Origin of the sequence: Flavobacterium suzhouense (genome assembly GCF_042684765.1) — a bacterium.
GTDB lineage: Bacteria > Bacteroidota > Bacteroidia > Flavobacteriales > Flavobacteriaceae > Flavobacterium > Flavobacterium suzhouense.
Genome location: NZ_JBHUMD010000027.1, coordinates 13,082 through 33,732, shown reverse-complemented (window position 1 = coordinate 33,732; position 20,651 = coordinate 13,082). Strand labels below are relative to the sequence as shown.

At 38.0% G+C, this 20,651-nt stretch carries 18 protein-coding genes and 2 tRNA genes; 10 read left to right on the top strand and 10 right to left on the bottom strand.

The window, feature by feature from the left end:
- Positions 1–143: 143 nt before the first annotated feature.
- A complete protein-coding gene (locus tag ACFSR3_RS13415) occupies positions 144–944 on the bottom strand; it encodes a TIGR00266 family protein (RefSeq protein ID WP_379821650.1) in 801 nt (266 codons plus the stop codon).
- A gap of 228 nt (positions 945–1,172) precedes the next feature.
- Positions 1,173–1,598: a response regulator gene (locus tag ACFSR3_RS13410; protein ID WP_379821649.1), complete on the bottom strand. Its 426-nt coding sequence runs from the start codon at positions 1,596–1,598 to the stop codon at positions 1,173–1,175.
- Positions 1,599–1,851: 253 nt separating this feature from the next.
- Between ACFSR3_RS13410 and ACFSR3_RS13405 the strand changes: the two genes are divergently transcribed.
- From ACFSR3_RS13405 to ACFSR3_RS13395, 3 genes are all read left to right on the top strand, one after another.
- On the top strand, positions 1,852–2,316 hold the full coding sequence (locus ACFSR3_RS13405) for a hypothetical protein (protein WP_114756525.1): 465 nt from the start codon (positions 1,852–1,854) through the stop codon (positions 2,314–2,316).
- A 27-nt stretch (positions 2,317–2,343) separates the two neighbouring features.
- Entirely contained in the window at positions 2,344–2,802 is a 459-nt protein-coding gene (locus ACFSR3_RS13400; RefSeq protein ID WP_379821646.1) for a hypothetical protein, read from the top strand.
- Between the two features lie 97 nt (positions 2,803–2,899).
- Positions 2,900–3,382: a hypothetical protein gene (locus ACFSR3_RS13395; RefSeq protein WP_379821645.1), complete on the top strand. Its 483-nt coding sequence runs from the start codon at positions 2,900–2,902 to the stop codon at positions 3,380–3,382.
- 37 nt (positions 3,383–3,419) lie between these two features.
- Here ACFSR3_RS13395 and ACFSR3_RS13390 read toward each other — a convergent pair whose 3' ends face one another.
- Positions 3,420–3,869 carry a KTSC domain-containing protein gene (locus ACFSR3_RS13390; RefSeq protein ID WP_114756604.1) on the bottom strand — a complete coding sequence of 150 codons (450 nt, stop codon included), beginning with the start codon at positions 3,867–3,869 and terminating at the stop codon, positions 3,420–3,422.
- Between the two features lie 257 nt (positions 3,870–4,126).
- Between ACFSR3_RS13390 and ACFSR3_RS13385 the strand changes: the two genes are divergently transcribed.
- Positions 4,127–5,038 (top strand): hypothetical protein, encoded by a 912-nt coding sequence (locus ACFSR3_RS13385; RefSeq protein ID WP_379821644.1) that lies wholly within the window; start codon positions 4,127–4,129, stop codon positions 5,036–5,038.
- Between the two features lie 75 nt (positions 5,039–5,113).
- Here the strand turns inward: ACFSR3_RS13385 and ACFSR3_RS13380 are convergent.
- Positions 5,114–5,186: transfer RNA gene (locus ACFSR3_RS13380), tRNA-Met, on the bottom strand.
- Positions 5,187–5,574: 388 nt separating this feature from the next.
- On the opposite strand from ACFSR3_RS13380, the gene ACFSR3_RS13375 reads away from it, so the two are divergent.
- The gene (locus ACFSR3_RS13375) at positions 5,575–6,006 is read left to right on the top strand and encodes a hypothetical protein (RefSeq protein WP_379821641.1); all 432 of its coding nucleotides are present in this window, start codon (positions 5,575–5,577) and stop codon (positions 6,004–6,006) included.
- Positions 6,007–6,262: 256 nt separating this feature from the next.
- Here the strand turns inward: ACFSR3_RS13375 and ACFSR3_RS13370 are convergent.
- Positions 6,263–6,335, bottom strand: a tRNA-Met gene (locus tag ACFSR3_RS13370).
- Positions 6,336–6,462: 127 nt separating this feature from the next.
- On the opposite strand from ACFSR3_RS13370, the gene era reads away from it, so the two are divergent.
- The 4 genes from era (at position 6,463) to ACFSR3_RS13350 (ending at position 14,657) form a co-directional block, all read left to right on the top strand.
- On the top strand, positions 6,463–7,347 hold the full coding sequence (era, locus tag ACFSR3_RS13365; protein ID WP_379821640.1) for a GTPase Era: 885 nt from the start codon (positions 6,463–6,465) through the stop codon (positions 7,345–7,347).
- A 109-nt stretch (positions 7,348–7,456) separates the two neighbouring features.
- A complete protein-coding gene (gene der, locus ACFSR3_RS13360) occupies positions 7,457–8,767 on the top strand; it encodes a ribosome biogenesis GTPase Der (protein ID WP_114756520.1) in 1,311 nt (436 codons plus the stop codon).
- Between the two features lie 213 nt (positions 8,768–8,980).
- Positions 8,981–11,731 carry an outer membrane beta-barrel protein gene (locus tag ACFSR3_RS13355; RefSeq protein WP_379821638.1) on the top strand — a complete coding sequence of 917 codons (2,751 nt, stop codon included), beginning with the start codon at positions 8,981–8,983 and terminating at the stop codon, positions 11,729–11,731.
- An 85-nt stretch (positions 11,732–11,816) separates the two neighbouring features.
- Positions 11,817–14,657, top strand: coding sequence for an outer membrane beta-barrel protein (locus tag ACFSR3_RS13350; protein WP_379821636.1), 2,841 nt, complete (start codon positions 11,817–11,819; stop codon positions 14,655–14,657).
- 37 nt (positions 14,658–14,694) lie between these two features.
- On the opposite strand, the gene ACFSR3_RS13345 is transcribed toward ACFSR3_RS13350, so the two are convergent.
- The 5 genes from ACFSR3_RS13345 to ACFSR3_RS13325 are packed head-to-tail and all read right to left on the bottom strand — an operon-like array spanning position 14,695 to position 17,860.
- A complete protein-coding gene (locus ACFSR3_RS13345; RefSeq protein WP_379821634.1) occupies positions 14,695–15,501 on the bottom strand; it encodes a TPM domain-containing protein in 807 nt (268 codons plus the stop codon).
- A 1-nt stretch (position 15,502) separates the two neighbouring features.
- Positions 15,503–15,940, bottom strand: coding sequence for a TPM domain-containing protein (locus ACFSR3_RS13340; protein ID WP_379821631.1), 438 nt, complete (start codon positions 15,938–15,940; stop codon positions 15,503–15,505).
- A 10-nt stretch (positions 15,941–15,950) separates the two neighbouring features.
- The gene (locus tag ACFSR3_RS13335) at positions 15,951–16,541 is read right to left on the bottom strand and encodes a LemA family protein (protein ID WP_379821630.1); all 591 of its coding nucleotides are present in this window, start codon (positions 16,539–16,541) and stop codon (positions 15,951–15,953) included.
- A gap of 12 nt (positions 16,542–16,553) precedes the next feature.
- Positions 16,554–16,883 (bottom strand): MerR family transcriptional regulator, encoded by a 330-nt coding sequence (locus ACFSR3_RS13330; protein ID WP_114756514.1) that lies wholly within the window; start codon positions 16,881–16,883, stop codon positions 16,554–16,556.
- A complete protein-coding gene (locus ACFSR3_RS13325) occupies positions 16,883–17,860 on the bottom strand; it encodes a M23 family metallopeptidase (protein ID WP_114756513.1) in 978 nt (325 codons plus the stop codon). Before ACFSR3_RS13325 ends, ACFSR3_RS13330 begins: the two co-directional genes overlap by 1 nt.
- Positions 17,861–18,008: 148 nt before the next feature.
- Here ACFSR3_RS13325 and alaS point away from each other — a divergent pair, with 148 nt between their 5' ends.
- Positions 18,009–20,636 carry an alanine--tRNA ligase gene (gene alaS / locus ACFSR3_RS13320; protein ID WP_379821629.1) on the top strand — a complete coding sequence of 876 codons (2,628 nt, stop codon included), beginning with the start codon at positions 18,009–18,011 and terminating at the stop codon, positions 20,634–20,636.
- Positions 20,637–20,651: the final 15 nt, after the last annotated feature.

Here is a 20,651-nt window from a genome sequence, read left to right as displayed (position 1 = left end):
TAACGGGGCTGTAACCGCAATTGTTATGCCGCTTATGTAAAACAGTGCAACAAGCGTTTTCCCTACCAGCCCAGCCTATATTGCCAAATATACAAAAACAAAAAAAGGGCCAAAGCCCTTTTATAAATATTCCTTTCTAAATATTAGAATCTGTTATCACCATCAAGAAGATTACCTAGACCGCCCAATATACTTCCCTCACCTCTTTGCTGTCCGCCTCCCTGAGGTGCCGATGCATAAATCCTTCCGGCCAGCCTGCTGAATGGGAGTGATTGTATGTAAACCACACCAGGTCCCTGAAGTGTTGCATAAAATAAGCCTTCTCCACCAAAAATGGTATTTTTAATACCTCCAATAAATTCAATATCATAATCTACCGTTTGCGAAAAGCCTACTATACATCCTGTATCAACCTTAAGTACTTCGCCCGCCTGCAATTCTTTTCTGGCAAGCGTACCTCCTGCATGTACAAAAGCCAGACCATCGCCTTCCAGTTTCTGCATAATAAAACCTTCGCCACCAAAAAGGCCACGCCCAAGCTTACGTGAAAACTCTATCCCTACCGATACACCTTTTGCAGCACAAAGAAATGCATCTTTCTGGCAGATAAACTTACCGCCAAACTGCGTTAAATCCAGCGGAACGATTTTACCAGGATAAGGCGAAGCAAAACTTACTTTTCTTTTGGCATGATACTGGTTAAGAAAAACTGTCATAAACAGGCTCTCTCCTGTAAGCATTCGTTTTCCTGCAGAAAACAATTTGCCCATTATACTTTCATTCTGATTAGAGCCATCTCCAAAAATAGTTTCCATCTGAACACCACTTTCCATCATCATAAAGCTTCCTGCTTCGGCAACTACAGCCTCCTGAGGATCGAGCTCTATTTCTACATATTGCATTTCTTCACCATAAATATGGTAGTCAATTTCGTGTGCAAGCATTTTATTTACGTTTTAGATTGATTCATTTACAAAGCTATTAGACGAAAAGAACAATTATTCGTTACAAAACAAAAATAAAATCGCTATTGCTGTAACGAAAAACCATTTTTAACTACTAATGATTCAAATCATCAGATCAATCATCAATCACCGAAATTTATTTGAGTTAGTTAGAAAATAGAAAAGCCTTTCCAAACAGAAAGGCTTTTTGTTTTGAAATACTATTCACTATGGTGTTTTATTGAGTTTCCAGTATGATAATATATCAGCAATTAACTTTTTATATCCCGAAAAAGTAACCGGCTTTGCAAAATATCCCTGAACCGATCTCTGATAAGCCTTAGAAATGTAATCTGAGGTATCTGAAGTAGTCAGAAAAAGATAAGGCGAACAACGTTCGCTTAGTTCAGGATCTTTAGTAATAAGGTCACGAAGGGTAAAGCCATCAACCTTTGGCATATTGATATCTGACAGAAGTAAGAAAGGCTCGGTTCCTGTAGACTTAAGATAATTAATTACAACAGAGCTGTCTTCTATAACTACCAGTCGGTTATCATAATTATTTTCGGTCATTACCTGATCAAATGCTTCAATCAGGATTTCCCTGTCGTCAGCATCATCTTCAATGAGTATTATGTCTCCATTTGTTTTCATACTCAAATATATCTAAAAAATAAATATTACATTCATCTCGTCTTAAGTTGTAAGGAATTAGGTAAAATTTTAATACATTTTCAACCAATTTACGACAATAATAACCGTGCGGTTTTACAATTTCATTACATTCGCAGATAAATCGACAAAATGCATCCATAGAAACGCAATAGGCTAAAACCTATATTTTTGCTTATCAATTTACCGGATTAATGAAATTTGAGATACTTTTATACTTCAATAACTAAAGCTCATGAAAAAACTTATTTTTTTATTTTCAATATGTCTTATATCACTTAGCGGATTTGCACAAAAAATTACCTCAAAAGAGCTTGAGGGCAACTGGAAACTTGCAGGGTATAATCAAAATGGCATTACTGTTGATGTAGCTACAGGAGCAATAACTGTATCGCCTGAACTGAAAAACCAGATATCTCCTGAAATGATGTCTCAGATTGATCAAAGTTTTAAACAGCTGCTTGAACCGCTAAGAGCTTCAAATGTTACATTTACAAACAACAATGTGGTTCAGCACATGGCAGGCAAAACAAAAAACGGAACATTTGTTATTAAAGATAAAGATGGGCAGCAGGTAATGACTACGTCATGGAGTGATCAGACCACTTCAGAAACGTCAGTATGGATTAAAGACAAACAGCTATATATATTTAAGTATGAACAAGGCCAAAGTGCCGAATTCGTTTTTAATAAAGTTTAATTTCACAGAAAAAAAGGATTTCTAATTATGAAAAATTTTCTTTTCGCTCTTGTTGCGTTTCTTTTAACAGCACCAATGTGGGCGCAAAAATACACTACCAAAGACATTAAGGGCAACTGGAAACTGGTTACATACAATGTTCATGGTGCCAGCCTGGACGTTATGTCTGGAAAAGCTACACTAACCGAAAAAGATGATAGCCCTCTAATGGCTGCAATGGGACCTAAGCTTATTGCCGATATGGAAAGCTATACCGATAACCTTAGAATGTCTTCACTTGAAATAACTGAAGACACTTTTACGCAGGTAATTTTCGACTTCATGAGAAATGGGACATATAAATTAACCGAGGAAAAAGGGCAACAATTTATTTCGGCTAATTTTGACAATGGTACCAAAGATGAAATTGCCTTTAAATTCATCGATGGAAAGCTTTGTCTTTTCAGTGTAAAAGGCCCAAAACAATACATCTATACAAAACTTTAAAAGCAGAGGATTAATTTTTCAATAAATAAAACAGTTGATGCATTTTGAGATGTTTTTTTCCTATTTTTATGTAAATTAAACTCAAAACCAACTATTTATGAAAAACCTTTTACTCTCTGTTTTTTTATTTATTACCGCTTCGCCTATGTGGTCTCAGGCTGTAGCTGAAGTTTATAGTGAAAAAGACCTTCAGGGCAAATGGAAACTGGTTACTTACCGCGAAAAAAGTGTTAGCCTTGATTTAGCGTCCGGAAAAGCAACTATTGATGAGCCCATTGAAAAGACCATAAAGCATGACGAAGTAGCCGCAATGCTAAGGACAAATCTAGAAAGTGAGGCAGAACATTATCAGGAAGGTTATTTGGATGTATCTGGTAAAAACTTTAAAATGTTTGTACACGAAAACCTGAACAAAGGTACTTTTAGGATTACACGCGATAAAAACATTAATCAGGTAATTGTGGGCACTTTTAAAGACAAAACCAAAACAACTGTACCCGTTAAGTTTAAAGACGGCCGATTGATTATAGAACAGCCTTACACAAATCGAATTTTTACTTTCGAGAGAATAGGAGAATAAAAAAATGCCCGTTGAAAATCAACGGGCATTTTTAGTATTATTCAGCAGATGCTACTATTTTCACAGCACTTCTGTATAAGTATGTTCCGTATATGTGTCGGCGGGCAAAACGTGCAGGAGATTCGGCATTGATCATTTTTATATATACATTTTTGGGTACACCAAAATACTCATAGCTGCTGCCGTCTAAAAAATGAATATATAAAACTTGGTTATCCATATAAAACTCATGGATTCCCGAAGCAGTAGTCGTTTTAGTATATTCTGAAAAGTTTTTCTCAGCAGTTTCAGGAGCTACGCTCACTAAAAAATGATACGCCTCAATAATTTCCTTACTTTTTTCTTCTGCAGCATTACGCTCTTCATCAGTTGTACAGGTGTCCGGATGGCAATCCTTCATACTGTTCCTGTAAATGGTTTTCAGTTCTTTTAGCGTGGCTGTTTTTGTTACGTCAAGTAGCTTTCTGTACTCAACAATTTTTTTCATGTTCATATATCCTGATAATATGCGCCTTAGTTAGCGGGCGCAAAAGTAGTCATTTAGAATGACTTAGCAAGAATCGATTTGAAAATATCTGAAATTTAATATTTTACACCCGATAAAAAACAAAAAAGCTCCACATTTCTGTGAAGCTTTTATCGTTGTGGCAATTTATTATATTTAAGATTTCCATCCTAACTATAATAATATTTGAAAATAGTATATATTCGTTTAAATTCTTGTATGTTAAAAGTTTTTTTCAAATGAAATACGATTTACTATTTACAGAAATATATCAAACTCCTTGTCCTGAGTGTAAAGCAATTTCATTTCCGATTACTAATGAAAATTTATCCAATTACTTTCATGGAATAAAAATGAAATGTCCAAATTGTGAGACAAACCTTGATTGGTGGTCTCTGCTTTTAAGGCATTTTGAATGGGACGTTCCTTCGTATACTTACGCCATAGCTGGTGGTTTTACTACAAGTTTAAGAATTTTCATGAAACCATCTGAAACTTTTATTCTAGATTTAGAACAAATTGGAATTCCTAAAGAATCGAAAATTTTACAAACAAGCTATACTCCAAATGGAACTGGACTATTCCCTCTAGAACTCCATGGAAATACTCCTCCCCGACATTTTATCCCAAACATTATAAATTTGTATGGCCGCCCATTTGGGGAGCCCGCAGAAGAAACACCTGTTGCAGTAAAAATCAATTGGACGGGAAAATCAGACGATGATCAGATTTGGGAAAATATTATTAATGCCGTTGAGTCTTTTACAGCTAGAGACTACAATAAATGCGTAATTCCATCAAATGTTACAGTAGAGTCCACGTTAAGTAATATAATGACTAAGTATTTTTCAGCCTTTGCTGCTAAAGATAAAGTTGAAGATTTTTTGAGCAGTGGAGCAACCTATAGTTATCAATTGAATATCTTACTTCCATTAATTGCTCATTACAATAATTTCCCAAAAATACCCGACAACATAAGAGGAAATTTAAACACTTTAAGAAGCTACAGAAATTCTCTTGCACATACTGGAAAAACAAAAAAACAAATCGATAAGAAGATTGCTTCAGAGTTGATCTGTTCAGCTTCATTTGCATTATCATATTTAAATCTACTTGACGAAAAAATGAACTCTAATTCAAAGTTACCCTGACTTTCCCAACTTTCCAAAAAACACAAATTATAAATGAACAAAAAAAGCTCCACATTTCTGTGAAGCTTTACTTAGTAGCGGGAACAGGACTCGAACCTGTGACCTTCGGGTTATGAGCCCGACGAGCTGCCTACTGCTCTATCCCGCGATGTTCGGTGCAAATATACAACATTTTATTGATTTAAACCTACTATATCCGAATTTAGTCATTATAAATCTACAAGACCATCTATTTCAAAGGGATAGATACCATAATTTTGTATCATTTTATAATTTGCTACAAGCTTAAAGCTTACCATGTCGCTTCCACAATACCTCATATTTCTTAATAAAGTAGTCGAATATAAAATCTCATGAAAGAAAAAATATTTTTATAAATCTGATTTGAATATTCTGCAAAAAAAATAGTGCTTTAAGCAAGAAAACTACTGCATATGATTATCACACATAACAGAAACTAATTTAAATGACTGGTTTTTAATATTTTATTTAGTTTTTAAGGATTAACTTTGAGTATAACATTAAAAAATACATATATGAAAAATATTACTTTATCAGTGTTTTCAGTACTATGTTTTACATGTGTTTTTGGACAAGCCAGAAAAGAATTAAATTTTGGCCTTATAGGTGTTAATTACGAAATACCTGTCCATAGAGATATTACTATTGCTCCGGGTGTTGGAACCAGTCTGGATCTTGACTGGCTAAACTTAGGAGTAAAAGGTAATTATTATTTTGACAATCTCTTTGGGATTACAAGCGCTGCATGGGATGTATATGCCGGACCTAATGTGGGATATACTATTGACATGAGGGATAACAAAGGCCATGATGACAGCGACCTCAACTTTGGACTTCAGGTTGGAGGAAGGTGGTTTTGGAATGAGAAATGGGGAGTATATGCCGAACTTTCCGGTGGTAATGTTTCCGGTTTTTCCCCGGGAATTGGACTAACTGTGAAGCTTTAGCAATTACGATATCGAACCATAAAGCCTGATGAATATAAATTTCTCAGGCTTTAATTTTTTCCCCAACCTGTGTCCGCCGTGGCGCATAAGAGCCCACGAGATACCATAAACGAAAAAAGAGAACCATTTCTGATTCTCTTTTACTTAGTAGTTCGCCACAGCGAAGACTCGATCCTGTGTCCGCCGCGGCGGATATGAGCCCACGAGATGCCATAAACGAAAAAAAGAGAACCATTGCTGATTCTCTTTTACTTAGTAGCGGGAACAGGACTCGAACCTGTGACCTTCGGGTTATGAGCCCGACGAGCTGCCTACTGCTCTATCCCGCGATGTTTCGAGTGCAAAAGTACTACGATTTATTAGAATTGCAAGTAAAAAAGATAAAAATCTTTTATTTCCTGCTTTATTTCTACTATTCCCCTGATATGACTACCTTTGTAACTTAATTATTTTTTTATGTCACACAAAGCAGGCTTTGTAAATATCATAGGTAACCCTAACGTAGGTAAATCTACCCTTATGAACGCTTTTGTTGGGGAGCGCCTTTCAATTATTACTTCTAAGGCACAAACCACACGCCACCGTATACTTGGAATTGTAAACGGTGAGGATTTTCAGGTTGTGTTATCAGACACCCCCGGTATCATTAAACCTGCCTATGAACTTCAGGCTAACATGATGGATTTTGTAAAATCTGCTTTTGAAGATGCCGATGTTCTTATTTACATGGTAGAAACAGGTGAAAAAGAACTTAAGGACGAAGCTTTCTTTAAAAAAATAGTTAATGCTAAAATTCCGGTTTTACTATTACTGAATAAAATAGATAAATCATCTCAGGAACAACTTGAAGAACAGGTAGCGCTTTGGAAAGAAAAAGTACCTAATGCTGAACTGTATCCAATATCTGCGCTTGAAAACTTTAACGTAAAAGAGGTTTTTGACCGCATACTTGAGCTATTACCTGAATCTCCTCCATACTATCCTAAAGATGCTCTTACCGATAAACCGGAACGCTTCTTTGTGAATGAGACCATTCGCGAAAAAATCCTTTTACATTACGACAAAGAGATTCCGTATGCCGTAGAGATAGAGACTGAGCAGTTTATTGAAGATGATGACATCATCCGAATCAGTGCCCTGATAATGGTGGAACGTGAAACACAAAAAGGAATTATCATTGGTCATAAAGGTGCTGCTCTTAAAAAAGTGGGAATTGAAGCCAGAACTGATCTTGAAAAGTTCTTCGGAAAGAAAATACACCTGCAAATGTTCGTGAAAGTGAACAAAAACTGGAGAAGCAATTCTTACCAGTTGCGCAGGTTTGGATATGACCAGAAATAGTTTACAGTGGTCAGTTTACAGTTTACAGTCGCCAATGACTTTAGACTTTTAAACTTTATGCCTTTATAAACTTATAATACGTACTTTTGCAAAAAATTTAAAAACAGTAATGAATAATATAGTAGCTATAGTAGGAAGGCCAAATGTAGGTAAGTCTACTTTTTTTAACCGACTGATACAGCGAAGAGAAGCTATCGTAGACTCTGTTAGCGGTGTAACCCGTGACAGGAACTACGGTAAAAGCGAATGGAACGGAAAAGAATTTTCTGTAATCGACACAGGTGGTTACATTAAAGGTTCTGAAGATATTTTCGAAGCTGAGATTCGCCGTCAGGTAGAACTTGCCATAGATGAGTCTGACGTTATCGTGTTTGTGGTTGATGTTGAGGAAGGGATAACTCCTATGGATGAAGAGGTAGCCAAGCTACTTAGAAAAGTTACTAAGCCTGTACTTCTTGCTGTAAACAAGGTTGATAATGCCATGCGTGAAAAAGACGCCGTTGAGTTCTACAACCTTGGACTTGGTGACTATTATACGATCGCAGGTATGAACGGATCGGGTACAGGAGAGCTTCTAGATGCTCTTGTAGACCTTCTACCGGAAGCGGAAGCGCCGGATGAAAACGCCGAAGCACTTCCCCGCTTTGCTGTAGTTGGACGTCCTAATGCCGGTAAATCATCATTCATCAATGCACTAATTGGTGAAGACCGTTATATCGTTACTGACATTGCCGGTACTACCCGCGATGCTATTGATACTAAATACAACCGTTTCGGATTTGAATTCAACCTTGTTGATACCGCAGGTATACGCCGTAAAGCCAAGGTTAAGGAAGATCTTGAATTTTACTCGGTAATGCGTTCGGTAAGGGCTATTGAACACAGTGATATCTGTATACTTGTAATTGATGCTACCCGTGGTTTTGAAGGTCAGGATCAGAGTATCTTCTGGCTTGCTGAAAAGAACCGCAAAGGAGTTGTTATTCTTGTAAACAAATGGGATCTTGTTGAAAAAGACACCATGACTACGCGTGATTATGAGCGCAAAATACGTGAAGAACTTCAGCCGTTTACCGATGTGCCTATCCTTTTCGTATCGGCACTTACAAAACAACGTTTATTAAAAGCTCTTGAGACTGCCGTTGAGGTATTTGAAAACAGAAAACAGCGTATCGCTACTTCTAAACTTAACGAAACTATGCTGCCTATTATTGAGAACATGCCACCTCCTGCACTTAAAGGTAAGTATGTAAAAATTAAGTTCTGCATGCAGCTACCTACACCAACTCCTCAGTTTGTGTTCTTCTGTAACCTGCCTCAGTATGTAAAAGAACCTTACAAACGTTTCCTTGAAAATAAAATGCGTGAAATATACAATCTTTCGGGCGTACCGATTGACATCTATTTCCGTCAGAAATAATTTTTACCCCCGATTTTTCGGGGGTATTTTTTTTACATAAACTCAATTAGTCATTTTTAACATTACTTTTTAGCAGGTTTCTTGCTTTTAAGATACTAATATGGTTAATTAGCTGTTTTTAAGGAATAACCTTACTAACAGCATATTATGCCCAGAATATTTACCCTGCTACTACTCTTATGTTCTTATTTAGGTTTGAGTCAAACCATATCCGTGAAAGGAAAAATCACTGATTCACAGGACTTTCCTTTAGAATCGGCAACAATTTATCTGTCATCGGTTAAAGATTCATCCGTTATTGACTATACCATATCAGGAAAGACAGGCTTATGGGAAATAAAAACGAAAAAGATTACCAGCCCGGTATTCCTGAAAGTTTCTTATGTTGGCCTCCAAAACTATAAAGAACAATTTCAGTCTTTGGAACAGGATAGTGATTTTGGAACCATAAAATTAGCCGACCAGTCAACCGAACTGAATGAGGTAGTAATACAAAGCGAAGTGCCTCCTATCCGTATTAAAAAAGATACGTTGGAGTTTAATGCGGCATCGTTTAAGGTACGACCTGACGCCAATGTAGAAACTCTCTTGAAGCAACTCCCGGGTGTAGACATTGATGCCGATGGTAAGATAACCGTGAACGGTAAGGAAGTAAACCAGATACTGGTAAACGGAAAGCCTTTTTTTGATTCTAACGGACAAATCGCCATTAAAAACCTACCTGCAGAAATTATTGAAAAAGTACAGGTAAGTGACACCAAAACCAAGAAAGAAGAACTTGCAGGACAAAAAGCCAGCGGAGATAATTCCAGCATAAACCTTACCATTAAAAAGGACAAAAATAAAGGCTTTTTTGGTAAAGTAATGGGAGGCTACGGTACTGACGACCGTTATGAAAGCAACCTCATCGTAAACTATTTTAAAAACAAAATGAAAGTTAGCCTCCTGGCAGCCTCAAACAACATTAACTCATCTGGCTTTACATTCAATGAAGTATTTGACAGCATGGGTAGCGGACGTAATGCTTCAGGATTGCTCAATACCGGCAGTGGAAAGGGTATTACCAGAACCGACCTTGTAGGATTCAATTATGCAGATGAATGGTTTAAAGGATTTGATTCAGGCTTGAGCTATAACTATACAGGTACAAATACCGAAAACAACAACCGAACGACTTCAACAAATTATCTTCCTGTTAGCAAGGATGAAGATAATCCTGACACTGAAATAGACAAGAGCTATACAACACAATCGGTTTCTAAAACCGAAAACGAGAGGTATTCAAATATTTTCAACAGTGACTTTAAGTACAAAATAGACTCTACGTCTACCCTGCATTTTGCTCCAAGATTTAATGTTACCAATTCAAGATCAAATAGTGAATCACAAAGATTTTCTGACCGTATTGCCGATGGAAAACGCATGAACGAAAGCAACTCTTTCAGTAACAGCGAGACCAATTCAAATTCATTTAGCAACCAGTTTACCTACAATAAGCAGTTTACCTCCCGAAAAGGAAGAGGAATAAGTGCTGAATTTGGAAACTCCAATACAAAAAATGATGACAAGAGCTTAAATCATTCGAGCACTTTAAAATATAGATATCCGGGAACAGAAACAATCGTTGAGACTGATGATAGGAACCAGATAATTAACACCAACTCTTATTCAGACTCTTATAATGCACTTTTAGAATATACCGAACCTATTACCGACTCTCTTGAGCTTAATCTTAGTACTGAATACAATTTTACCCGCTCGGTTGACGATCGAAATACTTACGATTATGATACAGATACCGGTAATTACTCAACTTATAATGATGCTTTATCAAACTACCTAACCTCAACAACTTCTACTTTTTCACCTAGGGCAGGTGTTCGTTTTGATTTAGGCAAACTCTTTGTAAATGCCGGTGCAGGAACCAATGTTGCGTCTTTTAATAATTATGCATCTTACATGGGGCAAAATTACAGGCTCAATAAAGATTACCTTTTACCATTGGCCGACATGAACCTGAGATATTCGTTTACAAAAAGCAAATCGATGAATTTCAATTACAACTACTCTGTAAGTTTCCCTCAGTCTTCGCAAATATTACCGGTAACCGACCTCAGTAACCCATTAAACACTACCGTTGGTAATCCCGATCTGAACCCAAACAAATCGCACAGATTAAGAGCCGGATATCGTAACTTTAATATGGTCTCAAAAAGTGGTTTCAATTTATGGCTAAGCTCTACATTTTATGAGAGCCAGGTTTCTCAATACACTATTACCGACAATAGTGGTAAAAACACTACTACTTATAAAAATATTTCGGGAACCATGAGCAGCTCACTTAGCGTTAACTGGAATAAGACCATAAAAAGCGACGCACATACCTATCGCTTAAGTCTTTCCGGATCTACAGGGTATAGCATTGACAAAGGGTTTTTAAATGAACAATTATACGACAGTAAATCCATCCGATTAAGCCCTTCTGTAAATTTCAATTATGAGTATGGTGAGCTGCTCGTTATAAATCCTTCGTACACGTACACTTACAATGAATATAATTATACCAATTACAGAATCAGTTCCAGCTCAAATTATGTACATCGCTTAAATCTGCAAACTACCAGCTACTGGCCTAAACATGTAGTGTTTGGCAACGACTTTGGATATACTTATAATTCTAACATTGCTAATGGTTACAAAAAGGACTTTTACTTATGGAATACCAGTATTGGTTATAATTTCCTGAACGACGACCTTTTATTTAAAGTAAAGGTATACGATGTATTAAACCAAAACCTTGGAACTTCGCGCACTATAGGCCCTACAAGTATTGTTGATCAGGAAAACACCGTACTAAAACGTTATGTGATGTTCTCACTTACCTACAAACTTGAAAAATTTGGAGGTATAAAAGGTAACAACGTACCAAGAGGAAGACGATTTGAAATGAGAAGAATGGATTAAATTCTAAATTTTAACATCACTATTCATACTAAAGTATTTACTTAGCTGTTTTATAAGGATAACCTTACTAACCAGCTAATCGTTCATGCAAAAATTACTAACACTGTTGCTCTTTTTTACTACTATACTCGTATCAGGGCAAAACATCACCCTTAAGGGAAAAATTACAGATGACCAAAATTTTCCACTTGAATCTGCAACTGTATATCTTACTGCTGTAAAAGATTCTTCAATAGTAAACTACACCATTACAGATAAAAATGGTAATTGGGAACTTAAAACTCGAAAACTCAGCAATCCTGTATTCTTAAAAGTATCGTATGTAGGGCTTGCCGATTACAAAGAAGAGATACAAAGCATTGAGCAGGATAGAGACTTTGGCGCACTTAAGCTTGCAGACAGATCAACAGAACTGAATGAACTCGTAATCGAGAACGAAATCCCTCCTATCCGTGTAAAAAAAGACACCCTGGAATTTAATGCTGCTTCTTTTAAAGTACGCCCCGATGCCAACGTAAAAACGTTGCTCGAACAATTGCCCGGCGTAACAGTTGACGATGAGGGAAAAATAAAGGTAAACGGAAAAGAAGTTAACCAGATACTCGTTAATGGCAAACCTTTTTTTGATAAAGACGGTAAAATTGCTTTAGAGAACTTACCGGCTGAAATCATCAATAAAGTTCAGGTAACCGATACCAAAACAAAGGAAGAAGAATATACAGGAAAAGATGCCGAAGGTAACAATGCCAGTATAAACCTGACCATAGACGAAGACAAGAACAAAGGATTCTTCAGTCGTTTTGTAGGTGGATACGGAAGCGACAAACGTTATGAAGCCAATGCTTTGGTAAACTATTTTAAAGGAAACAGAAAGATAAGTTTACTTGCCTCTTCCAACAATATTAACACCACCGGTTTCAGCATGAATGAAGTGTTTGACAGCATGAGCGGCGGACGTGGCAACAACAGCATTTACATGAGTGGAGATGGCAGTTTCGGGATAAACGGAATGCATTTTGGCGGAGGAAATGGTATTACCCGCACTAATATTTTCGGCATCACCTATGGTGATCAGTGGTTTAAAGGTTTCGACCCTAATATCAATTATTTTTATACCGGTGCCGACACAGAAAACAGAAGCAAAACAAGATCGGAAACCTTTTTGCCAACAGAAGATAACGGCACACCAAATACATCTTCAAACAAAAGTCTTATAAGTGAATCAGAATCAAGAACGGATACCTTTAAATACGCCCATAACTTTAGCTCAGAATTTGAATTTAAGGTAGATTCGACTACTACTTTATACTTTGCTCCAAAATTTGTAAAAGCAAGCGAAAGGACAAACAGCGAATCGAGAAGCAATACAAAAAACCAGGATGGAAAACTACTTAACGAAAGCAGTGGTGCCAACAGTAATAACAATGACAATAACGGTTTTGAAACTGAGCTTACAGCAACAAAAATGCTAAACAAAAAAGGCAGATCGATCAGTCTTGAGTTAAGTACTGAAAACAATACAGAAGACCGTTCACAGTATACCAATTCTTCAACTTTCTTTTATGAAGACACCAATGATGACGGTATAGATGAAACCCGGGCCGATATAAGAAATCAACTAGTTACCAACGGAAACAAAAAAGACTATTACGACGCACGCATTAATTTCACCGAACCCATTACCGATTCCCTTCGTATTAAAGTTGGTACCCAGTTCAGGGATGAAACTAGTGTTCAAAACCGTAAGGGGTTTAATTTTAATGATGGCACCAACAGCTTTTCAGACATATCAGATGAGCTTACAAATTATACAAGAGGCAATACAACCAAAATAACGCCTTATGCAGGTTTTAACCTAGTTAAGAAGAAATACAGCTTTGGAGCTTCTTTAGGTACATCGGTAATTAATTTCAGGAATTTCGGTTCTTATATGGGTACTGATTATACTGTAAACCGCAATTACATGCTGCCTTATGCAAATGCCAATGCTCATTTAAAATTAGGCAAATCCCAGTCGGTATATGTCAACTACAACTATAATGCAAATATGCCATTGGCATCTCAGATATTACCTATTACCGACCTGAGCAGTCCTATGTATACGACCACAGGAAACGAAAACCTGAACCCTAATGTCGCGCACTCTGTGTACCTTAGTTTTTACGATTATGACTGGGCTACTAATAGCGGCTACTCATTTTATGGCGGTGCGACCTACAACGAGAACGAAGTAATAACTTTTACCGATGTAGACGCAAGTGCTAAACGAACCGTTCTGTACGGCAATATGAACGGAACCTATGACGCCTGGCTGGGTGGAAACTGGAATAAACAAATAAAAACGGAAGGTGCCAGCAAATACAAGGTTAACATTAGTATGTACAGCTCGATGCGATTTGACAAAGGTATAACCAACAACCTTGAATATGAAGCCACTTCATATTCTATTGGACCAAAAGTAGGTTTTAGCTATGATTACGGCGAATTACTGAATATAAGCCCTATATACAGCTTTACATACAACGAATCGCATTATACCAACTACGCTACCGATTTCCAGTCGAACTTTGTTCACAAAGCAGGACTGCAAACCACAAGCTACTGGCCAAAGCATATTGTATGGGGTAATGACTTTACCTATACCTACAATTCTAATTTAGGAGATGGATTTAAAAAAGATTTCTTTTTGTGGAATACCAGTCTTGGGTATAATTTCTTAAGCAACAAACTAATGTTTAAGGTTAAGGTATATGATATCCTGAATCAAAACCAGGGGACTTCCCGATACATATCGCCTACTGCGGTAACCGATATGCAAAACACAGTGCTTAAACGCTATGTAATGTTCTCATTAAGCCTTAAGCTTGATAAATTCGGAACTAAGAAAAAAGACGACGACGGAGACAATCGTTTCTGGTTCTTCTAAATAAAAAAGGCTGCAATTGCAGCCTTTCTTGTTATTTTTACCAGCTCCCTCCGGCACCGCCGCCACTGAAGCCGCCACCGCCAAAGCCACCGCCAAAGCCACCGCCGGAACTTCCACCGAAGCCTCCAAATCCGCCACGTGAACCTCCTCCTCGGCCAAGGCTGCTTAAAATAAGAATATCTGTAAGTGTCGATCCAAAATCACCACCTCCATTATTTCCTCCACGACCACCGCCCCTTCTGGAAAGGATAATTATAATAATAATGAAGATTATAATAAAAATAAAGATTCCGCCGCCTCCACCATCGCCTTTGCCTTTTTTAAGGTTTTTACGTTCTTCTTTATATTTTCCTTTTAAGAGTTGAAAAATAGCATCTGAACCTTTATCAAGTCCATTATAATAACTGCCTGCTTTAAATTCAGGTATTATTACATCACGGGTCATTTGTCCCACTATTCCGGCACTAAGCCTGTCTTCAACACCATATCCCGGAGATATCCATATCTGATGTTCCTTTTCTGCAAGAAGGATTAAAACACCGTTATCTTTATCAGCCTGTCCTATTCCCCATTCATGGGCCCATTTTGGGGTAAGTAATCCGATACTTTCACCTTTAATAGTTTCAACTGTAATTACAACAATTTGCGTAGAAGTAGAATCTGAATAACTTATAAGCTTTTGTTCAAGTGCTGTCTTTTCAGAAGCACTTAAAATTCCGGCATAATCATAAACACTGGTTTGTAAATCAGGTTTGGGAGGAATATCAAACTGTGCAAAACCTATTGCTGGCAACAGAAATGAAATCAGCAGAAGCAAAAGGCTCAATTGTTTTATTTTTTTCATTTTATCCTTTAGATATAGTATCAGGCAATTCGTTTTTGTCGTCATCAGCATAAGGAAAATAGGTTTTTAGCCTTTCGCCTGCCCTAAGTATCCCTGCAACAAGTCCATCTTTAAAACGTTTCTCCTTAAAATGATTAATAATCACATCTTTTGTACAGTCCCAAAAATCATTTTCAACAGCTTTATCAATACCCTCGTCACCAATAATGGCAAAACTGCGGTCATCAATACCAACATAAAACAATACGCCGTTTCGCATTGCGGTATTATGCATCTCTAATTGATAAAAAACCTCCTGAGCTCTTTCGAGAGGAGGTTTTTCACTATGATTTTCGATATGCACCCTAATTTCTCCCGAAGTATTCTTTTCGGCCTGCTGTATAGCTGCAACTATTACCTCTTCATCAGCAGAAGTCAGGAAATCATTGTTTGTGGGCATAACGTTTTGATTAGAATTTAACTTCTACCGGTTTGTCAGCACCTTCTACCGATTTAAAGTATGGTTTTTCTTTATATTCGCCTAAGAACATAGAGTTAGGAAACCTAAGTACATAATTGTTATAATCCTGTACACTCTCATTGTAACGCGTACGCACGGTTTGAATCGTATTCTCAGTCGAAGCCAGCTCATCCTGAAGTTTAAGGAAATTTTGGTTTGCTTTCAGTTCAGGGTATTTTTCTACAGTAACATTACCTATTAACTTGTTAACTGATCCCATAAGATTAGCTTGCGCTCTACTGAATGCCTCAAGTTGTTCAGGAGTTGCATCGGCAGCATTTACCTGCACTGATGTAGCTTTACTTCTTGCTTCTATAACTTCTACCAGAGTGCTTTTTTCAAAGTTAGCAGCCCCTTTTACTGTTTCAACCAGATTACCAATAAGGTCATTTCTACGTTGGTATGCGGTTTCAACATTACCCCATGCACTTCCTACTGCCTGGCTTTTTCCTAAAGCCCCATTCTTAATACCCATTGCCCAAAAAAAGCCAATTATTACTATTGCTGCAATAATTACTACGGGGATAATCCATTTTTTCATGTTTGTTGGTTTTTAAAGTTCGTTTTTAAGGTTTATCAAATTTGTTTTAATTGATTCTAATTTACTGATAATTTCAAATTTATCGAGTGTTTTTTTCTGTCCTTCCTTAAGATGCACTTTTGCACCTTCTAATGTAAAGCCACGCTCTTTTACCAAATGGTAAATCAGCTGCAGGTTCTTTACATCTTCAGGAGTAAACATACGGTTGCCTTTCGCGTTTTTCTTAGGTTTAAGAATATCAAATTCCTTATCCCAAAAACGGATGAGCGATGCATTAACATTGAATGCTTTGGCGAGTTCGCCTATACTGTAATATCTTTTTTCAGGCAGTTCTAAATGCATTAGTCAAGCGATTGGTTTTCCTGGTTAGCTAATTTAGAAATTAAAATGTATTCTTTAGCAGAAATATTTCCATAATAGAAGTTAAGCGGGTTTACCACCTCACCGTTTTTATGCACTTCATAATGAAGGTGCGGAGCCTCACTACGTCCGGTGCTACCCACATAGCCTATAACATCTCCCCTTTTTACCTTCTGCCCGGCTTTCGCTTTAAAACGGCTCATGTGTCCATACAGGGTTTCGTAACCAAATCCATGACGAATAACAACACGATTACCATAACCCGAAAGCCTGTTATCTGCCGCTACTACCACACCATCACCTGTAGCATAGATGGGAGTTCCTGTCCTTGCAGAGAAATCCATACCGGCATGAAACTTACGTATCTTGGTAAAAGGGTCGCTACGGTATCCAAAACCCGATGCCATCTGGCGGAGATCTTCGTTCTTTACAGGCTGTATTGCGGGAATAGAAGCCAACAGTTTTTCTTTATCCTTTGCCAGCTTTGCAATTTCATCAAGTGACTTAGACTGTATTACCAGCTCTTTGGAAATGATATCAAGACGTTTGGTGGTTCCTATCACAAGTTCTGAATTATCAAAACCTTCAAGATCCTTATAGCGGTTAACCCCTCCGAATCCGGCCTTACGTTGCTCATCCGGAATGGCAGAAGCATTAAAATAAGCACGATAAAGATTGTTGTCGCGATCTTCAACTTCTTCAAGTACCTCATCAATCTGATCCATTTTATGATTCAGTATCTCATAACGGATTTTCATGTTTTCGATCTCACGGGCCTGAAGTTTATCTTTCGGAGTTTCAAAGTATGGGGTATTAAGCAACACTACAAAACAAAGGAATCCAAACAGGGCTGCAGAGAACAAAAACAGCAGGACTACGCCTATTTTTTTTCCCCTTACAGGTTTTATGATACGGTATGCTAAGTTTTCTGCGTCGTAATAATATTTTACCTTCGCCATGTCTTAAATTATTCTATTTTTGCACCTTAGGTAAAATACCTGCCGCGACTATAAGTGATAAACGAACAAATGTAGTAAATGTTACAGTTTTAGCACTAATTTTAAGGCAGCACCTGCTAATAAACATTAAATAAATTTCTGTCCGTATATGAAATCCCAGGATATAAGAAAACAATTCTTAGAATTCTTTAAGGAGAAAGGCCACCTTATTGTGCCTTCGGCTCCTATTGTTACCAAAGATGATCCAACGCTTATGTTTAATAATTCGGGTATGGCGCAGTTCAAGGAGTTTTTCCTTGGCAATGGCACCCCGAAAAGCAAACGTATAGCCGATACCCAAAAATGTCTTCGCGTTTCGGGTAAGCATAACGACCTGGAGGATGTAGGTTTTGATACTTACCACCATACCATGTTTGAAATGCTTGGTAACTGGAGCTTTGGCGACTATTTTAAAAGAGAAGCCATTAACTGGGCTTGGGAACTTTTAACAGAAGTATACAAAATACCAAAAGACATCCTTTATGTGAGTGTGTTCGAAGGAAGTCCTGAAGAGAATGTTCCGTTCGATCAGGAAGCTTATGACATCTGGAAAGAGCTTATTGACGAGGATAGAATCATTCTTGGAAACAAGAAAGACAACTTCTGGGAGATGGGCGACCAGGGTCCGTGTGGGCCATGTTCTGAAATTCACGTTGACATCCGTTCAGCAGAAGAGAAAGCGTTGGTTTCAGGAAAATCATTGGTAAACAATGACCACCCACAGGTTGTAGAGATATGGAACAACGTATTTATGGAATTTAACCGTAAAGCCGATGGTTCTCTTGAAAAACTACCTGCTCAGCACGTTGACACGGGTATGGGCTTTGAGCGTCTTTGCATGGTGTTACAGAATGTAACATCAAACTACGACACAGACGTTTTCACGCCGCTTATCTCTAAAATTGAAGAGCTTACAGGTGCCAAATACACAATAAAGGCAGCTAACGATGCCGAAGAAAAAGTAAATATCGCTATCCGTGTAATTGCCGACCACGTTCGTGCAGTAGCTTTTGCTATCGCTGACGGGCAGCTTCCATCTAACGGTGGTGCAGGGTATGTTATACGCAGGATATTAAGAAGAGCTATCCGTTACGGATTTACCTTCCTTAATAAAAAAGAGCCATTCATTAACGAGCTTGTAGCTGTACTTGCTGCTCAAATGGGTGAATTCTTCCCTGAAATCAAATCGCAGCAGTCATTGGTAACCAATGTTATCCGTGAAGAAGAAGCTTCGTTCCTTAGAACACTGGATCAGGGACTTCAACTATTGGAAAATGTAGTTGCTCAGACAGAAGGCAAAGAAGTATCAGGTGCTAAAGCATTTGAATTGTATGATACTTTTGGTTTCCCTGAAGACCTTACAGCACTAATCCTTAAAGAAAAAGGACTTTCTTACGACAAAGCAGGTTTTGATGCCGAGCTTAAGAAACAAAAAGACCGTTCGCGTGCTGCCTCTGAGGTTGCTACCGACGACTGGGTTCTGCTTGCTGAAGGTAACATCGAAACTTTTGTTGGTTACGACCAAACGGAAAACGAAGTAAAAATTACACGTTACCGTAAAGTAGACTCTAAAAAAGACGGTATTCTTTACCAAATCGTTCTTGACAATACTCCTTTCTACCCTGAAGGCGGTGGACAGGTAGGTGACAAAGGAGCTTTAGTCTCCCTTAATGAAACTATCGAAATACTTGACACTAAAAAAGAGAATAACCTTATACTTCATATCGCTAAAAAGCTTCCTGAAAACGTAAATGGTTCTTTTACCGCTAAAGTAAACGAGAAGCTACGCAGTGATTCTGCAAGCAACCACTCGGCTACCCACTTATTGCACCAGGCACTAAGGGCTATCCTTGGAACGCATGTGGAACAAAAAGGATCACTGGTAAGCCCTAACTACCTGCGTTTTGACTTCTCCCACTTCTCTAAAGTGACAGATGAAGAACTAAAACAGGTTGAGGATTTTGTAAACGCAAGAATCCAGGAGCATCTTCCACTGATTGAGCGCAGAAGCATTCCGTTTAAACAGGCGGTTGAAGAAGGTGCTATGGCATTATTCGGTGAGAAGTATGGTGATAATGTACGTGCCATCAAATTTGGCGAAAGCATGGAGCTTTGTGGTGGTATCCACGTTAGGAACACTGCCGATATATGGTACTTTAAAATAGTAAGTGAAAGCGCTGTTGCTGCCGGTATACGCAGGATCGAAGCTATAACAAACGAAGCGGTAAAAGCCTATTTTGCTACTCAGGAAAAAGATCTTGAAGACATCAATGTTGCTCTTAAGAATCCTCAGGACACGTTAAAAGCTGTGGTATCACTTCAGGAAGAAAACACAAAACTTAAAAAACAGCTTGAGGCATTGCTTCGCGATAAGGCTAAAAACCTTAAAGGCGAACTTGCTACTGAGCTTAAAGAGATAAACGGAGTTCAGTTCCTTGCAAAACAGGTTGATCTTGACCCTACCGGGGCTAAAGATCTTGCATACGAACTTGGAACATTAGGCACTAACCTTTTCCTTGTATTGGCAACTGCCGAAGAAGGAAAACCAATGCTTACCTGCTACATCTCTAAAGAGCTTGTAGCTGAAAAAAGCCTTAATGCCGGACAGGTAGTACGCGAACTGGGTAAGTTCATCCAGGGAGGCGGAGGCGGACAGCCGTTCTTTGCAACCGCAGGTGGTAAGAATGTTGCCGGAATAGCCGAAGCTTTAACAGCTGCCGAAGGTTTTATAAAATAAGAACCAATAAAATTA

What these genes read in the sequence shown, in the direction of transcription:
- ACFSR3_RS13415 (WP_379821650.1), bottom strand. Translation starts at nt 944, where the DNA reads ATGCTTGCACACGAAATTGACTACCATATTTATGGTGAAGAAATGCAA.
- ACFSR3_RS13410 (WP_379821649.1), bottom strand. Translation starts at nt 1,598, where the DNA reads ATGAAAACAAATGGAGACATAATACTCATTGAAGATGATGCTGACGAC.
- ACFSR3_RS13405 (WP_114756525.1), top strand. Translation starts at nt 1,852, where the DNA reads ATGAAAAAACTTATTTTTTTATTTTCAATATGTCTTATATCACTTAGC.
- ACFSR3_RS13400 (WP_379821646.1), top strand. Translation starts at nt 2,344, where the DNA reads ATGAAAAATTTTCTTTTCGCTCTTGTTGCGTTTCTTTTAACAGCACCA.
- ACFSR3_RS13395 (WP_379821645.1), top strand. Translation starts at nt 2,900, where the DNA reads ATGAAAAACCTTTTACTCTCTGTTTTTTTATTTATTACCGCTTCGCCT.
- ACFSR3_RS13390 (WP_114756604.1), bottom strand. Translation starts at nt 3,869, where the DNA reads ATGAAAAAAATTGTTGAGTACAGAAAGCTACTTGACGTAACAAAAACA.
- ACFSR3_RS13385 (WP_379821644.1), top strand. Translation starts at nt 4,127, where the DNA reads ATGAAATACGATTTACTATTTACAGAAATATATCAAACTCCTTGTCCT.
- ACFSR3_RS13375 (WP_379821641.1), top strand. Translation starts at nt 5,575, where the DNA reads ATGAAAAATATTACTTTATCAGTGTTTTCAGTACTATGTTTTACATGT.
- era (WP_379821640.1), top strand. Translation starts at nt 6,463, where the DNA reads ATGTCACACAAAGCAGGCTTTGTAAATATCATAGGTAACCCTAACGTA.
- der (WP_114756520.1), top strand. Translation starts at nt 7,457, where the DNA reads ATGAATAATATAGTAGCTATAGTAGGAAGGCCAAATGTAGGTAAGTCT.
- ACFSR3_RS13350 (WP_379821636.1), top strand. Translation starts at nt 11,817, where the DNA reads ATGCAAAAATTACTAACACTGTTGCTCTTTTTTACTACTATACTCGTA.
- ACFSR3_RS13345 (WP_379821634.1), bottom strand. Translation starts at nt 15,501, where the DNA reads ATGAAAAAAATAAAACAATTGAGCCTTTTGCTTCTGCTGATTTCATTT.
- ACFSR3_RS13340 (WP_379821631.1), bottom strand. Translation starts at nt 15,940, where the DNA reads ATGCCCACAAACAATGATTTCCTGACTTCTGCTGATGAAGAGGTAATA.
- ACFSR3_RS13335 (WP_379821630.1), bottom strand. Translation starts at nt 16,541, where the DNA reads ATGAAAAAATGGATTATCCCCGTAGTAATTATTGCAGCAATAGTAATA.
- ACFSR3_RS13330 (WP_114756514.1), bottom strand. Translation starts at nt 16,883, where the DNA reads ATGCATTTAGAACTGCCTGAAAAAAGATATTACAGTATAGGCGAACTC.
- ACFSR3_RS13325 (WP_114756513.1), bottom strand. Translation starts at nt 17,860, where the DNA reads ATGGCGAAGGTAAAATATTATTACGACGCAGAAAACTTAGCATACCGT.
- alaS (WP_379821629.1), top strand. Translation starts at nt 18,009, where the DNA reads ATGAAATCCCAGGATATAAGAAAACAATTCTTAGAATTCTTTAAGGAG.